Annotated in this window: 8 protein-coding genes; 3 read left to right on the top strand and 5 right to left on the bottom strand. The window is 54.1% G+C overall.

Features of this window, described 5'->3' with window-relative positions; translation table 11 throughout:
* The coding region (argG, locus tag ACTHSP_RS16405) for an argininosuccinate synthase (protein ID WP_440346464.1) at positions 1–1,262 on the bottom strand (1,262 nt) is incomplete at its 3' end.
* A 116-nt stretch (positions 1,263–1,378) separates the two neighbouring features.
* Here argG and ACTHSP_RS16400 point away from each other — a divergent pair.
* Genes ACTHSP_RS16400 through ACTHSP_RS16390 form a run of 3 tightly spaced genes read left to right on the top strand, consistent with a single transcriptional unit; the run spans position 1,379 to position 3,768 of the window.
* On the top strand, positions 1,379–2,179 hold the full coding sequence (locus ACTHSP_RS16400) for a competence/damage-inducible protein A (protein WP_440346463.1): 801 nt from the start codon (positions 1,379–1,381) through the stop codon (positions 2,177–2,179).
* The gene (locus tag ACTHSP_RS16395) at positions 2,179–2,814 is read left to right on the top strand and encodes a phosphatase PAP2 family protein (RefSeq protein ID WP_440346462.1); all 636 of its coding nucleotides are present in this window, start codon (positions 2,179–2,181) and stop codon (positions 2,812–2,814) included. Before ACTHSP_RS16400 ends, ACTHSP_RS16395 begins: the two co-directional genes overlap by 1 nt.
* Positions 2,815–2,817: 3 nt before the next feature.
* Positions 2,818–3,768 (top strand): YheT family hydrolase, encoded by a 951-nt coding sequence (locus ACTHSP_RS16390; protein ID WP_440346461.1) that lies wholly within the window; start codon positions 2,818–2,820, stop codon positions 3,766–3,768.
* Positions 3,769–3,863: 95 nt separating this feature from the next.
* Here the strand turns inward: ACTHSP_RS16390 and ACTHSP_RS16385 are convergent, their stop codons facing one another.
* The 4 genes from ACTHSP_RS16385 to ACTHSP_RS16370 all read right to left on the bottom strand — a co-directional run bounded on the left by ACTHSP_RS16385 (position 3,864) and on the right by ACTHSP_RS16370 (position 6,656).
* A complete protein-coding gene (locus ACTHSP_RS16385) occupies positions 3,864–4,157 on the bottom strand; it encodes a helix-turn-helix domain-containing protein (RefSeq protein ID WP_070631732.1) in 294 nt (97 codons plus the stop codon).
* 404 nt (positions 4,158–4,561) lie between these two features.
* The gene (gene map / locus ACTHSP_RS16380; protein WP_224783515.1) at positions 4,562–5,362 is read right to left on the bottom strand and encodes a type I methionyl aminopeptidase; all 801 of its coding nucleotides are present in this window, start codon (positions 5,360–5,362) and stop codon (positions 4,562–4,564) included.
* Positions 5,363–5,404: 42 nt separating this feature from the next.
* The gene (locus ACTHSP_RS16375; RefSeq protein ID WP_440346460.1) at positions 5,405–6,010 is read right to left on the bottom strand and encodes a hypothetical protein; all 606 of its coding nucleotides are present in this window, start codon (positions 6,008–6,010) and stop codon (positions 5,405–5,407) included.
* Positions 6,011–6,077: 67 nt separating this feature from the next.
* Positions 6,078–6,656 (bottom strand): BON domain-containing protein, encoded by a 579-nt coding sequence (locus ACTHSP_RS16370; RefSeq protein ID WP_440346465.1) that lies wholly within the window; start codon positions 6,654–6,656, stop codon positions 6,078–6,080.
* Between the last annotated feature and the right edge of the window lie 6 nt (positions 6,657–6,662).

Raw genomic sequence — 6,662 nt, 5'->3', positions numbered from 1 at the left:
GCGCGGGTGTCGGTAATGTCGAGGTTGCGCATGGTCAGTTGGCCGATGCGGTCGAGCGGTGTGAACGCTGCGTCTTCAACTTTTTCCATACTCAGGCGTTCCGGTTGGTAGGTCAGGTTGGGCGATTCGGTGTTCAGAATCGAGTAGTCGTTGCCGCGGCGCAGTTCGAGGGTGACTTCGCCGGTAATGGCTTTGGCAACCCAGCGTTGGGCGGTTTCGCGCAACATAAGCGCTTGGCTGTCAAACCAGCGGCCTTGGTAGAGCAGGCGGCCGAGGCGCAGGCCGTTAATGCGGTATTGTTCGATGGTGTCTTCGTTGTGGATGCCGGTGACCAAACGCTCGTAGGCGATGTGGAACAATGCCATTCCCGGGGCTTCGTAAATGCCGCGTGATTTGGCTTCGATGATGCGGTTTTCGATTTGGTCGCTCATGCCCAAGCCGTGACGGCCGCCGATGCGGTTGGCTTCGAGGAAGAGTTCGACAGGATCGGCGTATTCTTTGCCGTTCAGTGCAACCGGCACGCCTTCTTCAAAGCGCACGCTGACTTCTTCGGGTTTGACTTCGACGCTTTCGTCCCAGAAGGCAACGCCCATGATGGGCTTAACGATTTTGATGCCGCTGTTGAGGAATTCCAAGTCTTTGGCTTCGTGGGTGGCACCCAGCATATTGGAGTCGGTAGAGTAGGCTTTTTCAACCGACATTTTGTAGTTGAAGCCGTTGGCAATCAGAAATTCGCTCATTTCGTGACGGCCGCCGAGTTCGTCGATAAATTGTTGGTCGAGCCAAGGTTTGTAGATTTTCAGCGCGGGATTGGTGAGCAGGCCGTAGCGGTAGAAACGCTCGATGTCGTTGCCTTTGTAGGTGCTGCCGTCGCCCCAAATATTTACATCGTCTTCTTTCATAGCGGAAACGAGCATGGTGCCGGTCACGGCGCGGCCCAGAGGCGTGGTGTTGAAGTAGGCGATGCCGCTGGTGGAAACGTGGAACGCGCCGCATTGGATGGCGGCAATGCCTTCGTGTGCCAACTGCGCGCGGCAGTCAATCAGGCGGGCATTTTCTGCGCCGTATTCCATCGCTTTTTTAGGAATGGCGTTGTAATCGTCTTCATCGGGCTGACCGAGGTTGGCAGTGTAGGCATAAGGCAGCGCGCCTTTGAGTTTCATCCACAACAGCGCGGCAGAGGTATCAAGACCGCCGGAGAAGGCGATGCCGACTTTTTGACCGATGGGTAGGTGTTGCAGGATGGTGTGGTTGTGGCTCATGGAGAATTCTTCCTTCAGACTTGAAAAACGGGTTCCATTATCTTATAAATAGAGCATATTGTCAGCCGTGAGGCCGTCTGAATGTTTCAGACGGCCTCCAAGAAGAAACCCCATTTATGAACGCTTTCAACCTCATCATCATCGGCGACGAAATACTGCACGGCAGCCGCCAAGACAAGCATTTCGCCTTTTTCAAATCCCTGCTGGAAGCGCGCGGGCTGAAGCTCAATCAAGTGCAATACTTGCCCGACGAACCTGATTTGTTGGTCAAACAACTGCGCCGCAGCTTTTCAGACGGCCTGCCGACTTTCGTTACCGGCGGCATCGGTTCCACGCCCGACGACCATACCCGCCAAGCCGCCGCGGCTGCTTTGGATTTGCCTGTCGTTCGCCATCCTGAAGCCGCCAAGTTTATCGAAGGCGTGACCCGGAAACGCGGCGAGCCGCTTGATTCGCCGGAGCACGCCCAACGCCTGAAAATGGCGGATTTTCCCGAAGACGCGGAATTGGTGCCCAATCCGTTTAACAACATCGCCGGATTTTCCATCCGCGAGCACTATTTCTTCCCCGGTTTCCCCGTGATGGCGCATCCGATGGCGGAATGGGTATTGGAAACTTATTACGCCGACCGCTTTAACCAAACCGAACGCGGCAGCCGCAGTGTGTATGTGTTCGACCAACCCGAGTCGCGCATTACGCCGATTATGGAACATCTTGAGCGTACCTACGCCGGTATCCGTTCTTACAGCCTGCCCACCGTGGGCCGTACCGATTCAGACGGCCGTTATACTCCGCCGCATATCGAGTTCGGCATCAAAGCGGAAGTCGAGGCCTGCCGCTTGCTGGATGCTGCGTGGGAAGATGCGTTGCAGGGTTTGCAGGCGATTGGCGCGACTTTGAAAGAAACGGTGGAATAATGCATTTATCCCCAGCCCAATCCAGACGCGCACTGACTTTTGCCTCTTTGCTGTTTTTGCCGCCAACCCTCATCATCGGTATTTGGCTGGCGCAATATGGCGGCTTTGCTTTTGAGCCGCCGCTGATGCACGCCGTCCATGCCCACGCGGGCACATGGTTTGATCCGATTGCCACCGTGTTGCACTATCTGGGCAAAACCGCGATTGCCGTGCCGCTGATCGGCGCAGTCGCCGCCGCCCTGTATTTTGCCGATAAGAAGCGCGAAGCACTGTTTTGCGTGTTGGCGGCATTGGTGCCGACTTTGAACATGCTGATTGTGAAGGTATGGTTTGCCCGCGAACGTCCGCTGCTTTGGCCGCGCCTAATTGAAGAGAGCAATTTTTCCTTCCCCAGCGGCCACAGTACGTTTTCCGCCGCCATTGCCGTCATGCTGATATTGCTTTGCCGCCGCACGCGCTACCGCCGCGCCGCTTGGATAGGCGGTATTTCCTTTGCCCTGTTGACCGGGTTTTCACGCATTTATTTGGGCGTGCATTATCCCACCGACGTTTGGGCAGGCTGGACAAACGGCACGCTGACTGCCTTGCTGGTGTATATGCTCATCTTCAGGCCGTCTGAAAAACAGAAGAAATAAACCATGAATATACGTTCGCCCAACACGCCTTATTGGCTCAGAAACGGCCATGCCGATACTCTGTTTGCCAAGCTGCTGCAAGGCAAGGCGCCCGACTACCGCCGCGAGCTTCTGCCCGACAGTACCGGCAAAACCCAAGTTGCCTACGATTTTGTCGACAGCGCCAATCCTGATGCGCCGTTGGTGGTTTTGTTCCACGGACTGGAAGGCAGCAGCGAGAGTCATTACGCAGTCGAGCTGATGAAAGCCGTGCAGCAGCGCGGTTGGAACGGCGTGGTTGCCCATTTCCGCAGTTGCGGCGGTATAGAAAACACCGCGCCCGTGTTCTACCACCTCGGCGATACGCCCGAAATCGCCTTTATGCTCAACACACTGGCCCGACGCTATTCAACCATCTACGCTGTCGGCGTTTCTTTGGGGGGCAATGCCCTGGCCAAATATTTGGGTGAGCAGGGCAGCAATGCCGTTCCACGCGCATCTGCCGTCGTTTCCGCGCCGGTTGATGCCGTAGCGGCCGGTACGCGATTTGATCAGGGCATGACGCGACTGATTTACACGCGCTATTTTTTAAATTCGCTGTTGCCGAAAGCCCAGGCGATTCCTCAGTTTCAGACGGCCTTAAGCCAGCAAAACTGCAAAACGCTTGGCGATTTTGACGACCGCTTTACCGCGCCGCTACATGGTTTTGCCGACCGCCACGATTACTACCGCCGTAATTCCTGCAAACCGTTCCTGAAAGGCGTGGGTACGCCGTTACTGCTGCTCAATGCCGTCAATGACCCTTTCCTGCCGCCAGAAGCCCTGCCGACCGGGCGGGACGTGTCCTCGGCCGTTACGCTGCTGCAACCGGCATACGGCGGTCATGTCGGTTTTGTCAGCCGCGATCAAGGCCGTCTGAATCTGCAATGGCTGCCGCAAATCGTGTTGGACTATTTCAAACAGTATCAGCCGTAAATGGAAAAGGGCATGTATGCAGACATGCCCTTAGGGTGTAGAAAGTAAAAAGGCCGTCTGAAAACGAGTTTCAGACGGCCTTTTGAATAGCTTGATTATTTACTTTTGTCGGCTTTGGCTTCTCTTTTCAGAGAAGCGTACAACTCAGGGTCGCGGTTTTTCAGCAGGGAAGCAACGGCCAAGTCGTCACGGTTAACTTTAGCCAAATCTACGCGCTCGATGTGTACCAAACGCAGCAATTCGCGTACAGGTTTAGGCATATTGCGGCCGGATTCGTAACGGGAACCACCGGATTGAGTCACACCAATGCGGCTCCAGAAGTCCATTTGGTTCAAGCCGAGTTTTTTACGGATATCGCGGATGTTTTCAATTTTTTCGAACGATTTCATGAATCTTCCTTATTGTGGTATTTGTTGCATGCCTCTAGGCATAAAAATGGGTCTGCAAGAATGCCTGTATCCCTTTCCTGTAGGCTTTTGGGGTGATATGTGGGCGTATTGCAAATGACTGATCTAGATAATTAGACAGTATATTCGAAAGAAGTTTTCCGCTGTCTGCCATAATTTGTGTAAATATTTCTTAATTCATTATTTCAGTAAATTTTCATTATATAAATCATTAAATTATGCGCTTATCTTAAATATGGCGTAAGCAAATTTTTACATAATTAAACAATTCAATTTGGGTGAAAACTTAATTTCGAGTTTTTATTCGGTTTTCTAGGTTGAGAATGCGAATAAACTTCAGGCCGTCTGAATCTATGTTTTCAGACGGCCTGAAGGTTTTTTCAAGGTTAAGGCTTACCGCTGGCAGGGCTGATGGTGAGGATTTCGTAGCCGGTTTCGGTAACCAAAACTTCGTGTTCCCATTGGGCGGAGAGGGAGCGGTCTTTGGTAACCACTGTCCAACCGTCGTTCAGGATGCGCAGATGGCGTTTGCCTTGGTTGATCATCGGCTCGATGGTAAAAATCATGCCCGGTTTGAGGACGAGGCCCTCACCTTTGCGGCCGTAGTGGACTACTTGAGGTGCTTCGTGGAAGCCGCGGCCGATGCCGTGTCCGCAGAATTCCTGCACGACGGAGTAGCCGGCATTTTCGGCAACCTGTTGGCAGGCATAGCCGACGTCGCCGAGGGTGGCGCCGGGTTTGACCGCTTCTATACCCGCCATCATGGAGGCGTGGGTCACGTCGATCAGGCGTTGGGCAATCGGGGAGACTTTGCCGACGGTAAACATACGGCTGGAGTCGCCGTGGAAACCGTCTTTTTTAATGGTCAGGTCGATGTTGACGATGTCGCCTTCTTTCAGCGGCTTGTCGTCGGGAATGCCATGGCAGATGACGTGGTTGACGGAGGTGCAACAGGATTTCGGGTAGGGCGGGTTGCCGTAGTTGAGGGGAGCTGGATAACCGCCTTGAACGTTGACGTGGTAGTCGTAAACGAGTTTGTCGATTTCGTTGGTGGTGACGCCGGGTTTGACGAATTGGCCGATGTAATCGAGGGCTTCGGCGACCAAGCGGCCGAGTTCGCGCATTTTTTCGATTTCTTCGGGGGTTTTGATGATGACTTCGTTCATGAGGTTTCCTTCTTGTTTCAGACGGCATGGAGGCCGTCTGAACGGGACGGGTGTGCCGTCTGTTTAAAACAGGTTGTCGAGATTGTCTTTATTGCGCGGTTTGGCTTGTGGTTTTGCCCCAGGCTCGGCTTTCGGAGTCGGTTTGGACTCGGGGGCTTTGGCTTTTTCCGGTTTGTTTTCTATCGCTTGTGCGGCAGGTTTGTTGCTTGCGGCTTTGTTTTCTACCGGCTGGCTGTCTGCTTTAGGTTTGTTTTGAGCGGCAGGGCTGCTGTTGTCGGATGGTGTGTTTTCTGATTTGTCGGCTTCAGTGCGTTTGTTTTCTGTGCGTTTGCCGCGGTGTGCAGCGGCGCGGTCGTTTTTTACACCTTCTTCCGCTTTTTCACCTTTTTCATTTTGTGGGACGACAGGATTGCCGGAGGCAGTTTTTGCGTCGCCGTCCTTGGCAGGCTGAACGGTTTCAGGTTCGACTGTGCCGTTGGGGCGCCAAACTTCAATGCGTGTGTCGGTTTGTTCGGCAGGGCTTTTTTCGGGTACGTCGGTTTTACCGGAGTGTAGGGTGCTGAATACGCCGGCAACAAGGGCTGCGACGGCGATAAAGCTGACAAGGAATAAAGCGCGGATTAGGTGTTTGGGCTTAAGTTGGAAAGGGGGTTTATTATTCTTGGACATGATGGGTCGGGTAATTGTTGGAGGAATGGCCGTCTGAATATTCAGACGGCCCCGGGTTGCCTGTGAATCAGTTGGCAACGTAGTTTTGATAGAGGGTCACGACTTTTTGTACGCCGACGGTCGTGCTGACTTTTTGGGTCACGCGGGCTTGTTCGTCAGGCGTGAGGATGCCCATCACATAGGTCACGTTGCCGTAAGTCACGATTTTGACGCGTGCTTGGGTAGCCGGGCTGATGCCCAGCAGGGAGGCGCGGACTTTGGATGTACCCCAAGTATCGTTGGTCACGTCGCCGAGCGAACGCGCTTGTGAGGCAACGGTGATGTAGTTGTACACGCCTTCTGCGGCTTGTTCGGAACGGGCGATGCGTTCAACAAATTGTTTTTCGCCTTCTGTAGCCACTTGGCCGAGCAGGAGCAGGTGGCGGTTGTAGCCGACAACATTCAGTTTGGGCGTGTAGCCTTGGACTTGGTTGTTTTGGCGCAGGTAGGAGCGTGCGGTGGTCTCGACGCGCAAGGCCATAACGTTGTCGTCGGTTTGCGCGCCGGTGGTGCGGCGGTCGACGGCGGATTTGGTGCCGACGGCTGCACCGCCGATCAGTGCGCCGACGCAGCCGCTCAGACTCAGGCTCAAGAGGGTCGCAGTCAGAACGGG

The sequence above is a fragment of the Neisseria sp. P0001.S005 genome (assembly GCF_051963715.1).
Note: the sequence above shows the minus strand (reverse complement) of the source record. Positions and strands in the feature narration are given on the sequence as shown.

Excerpts from the sequence above, each read along its gene's own strand:
- ACTHSP_RS16400 (WP_440346463.1), top strand. The coding sequence starts at position 1,379 with ATGAACGCTTTCAACCTCATCATCATCGGCGACGAAATACTGCACGGC.
- ACTHSP_RS16395 (WP_440346462.1), top strand. The coding sequence starts at position 2,179 with ATGCATTTATCCCCAGCCCAATCCAGACGCGCACTGACTTTTGCCTCT.
- ACTHSP_RS16390 (WP_440346461.1), top strand. The coding sequence starts at position 2,818 with ATGAATATACGTTCGCCCAACACGCCTTATTGGCTCAGAAACGGCCAT.
- ACTHSP_RS16385 (WP_070631732.1), bottom strand. The coding sequence starts at position 4,157 with ATGAAATCGTTCGAAAAAATTGAAAACATCCGCGATATCCGTAAAAAA.
- ACTHSP_RS16375 (WP_440346460.1), bottom strand. The coding sequence starts at position 6,010 with ATGTCCAAGAATAATAAACCCCCTTTCCAACTTAAGCCCAAACACCTA.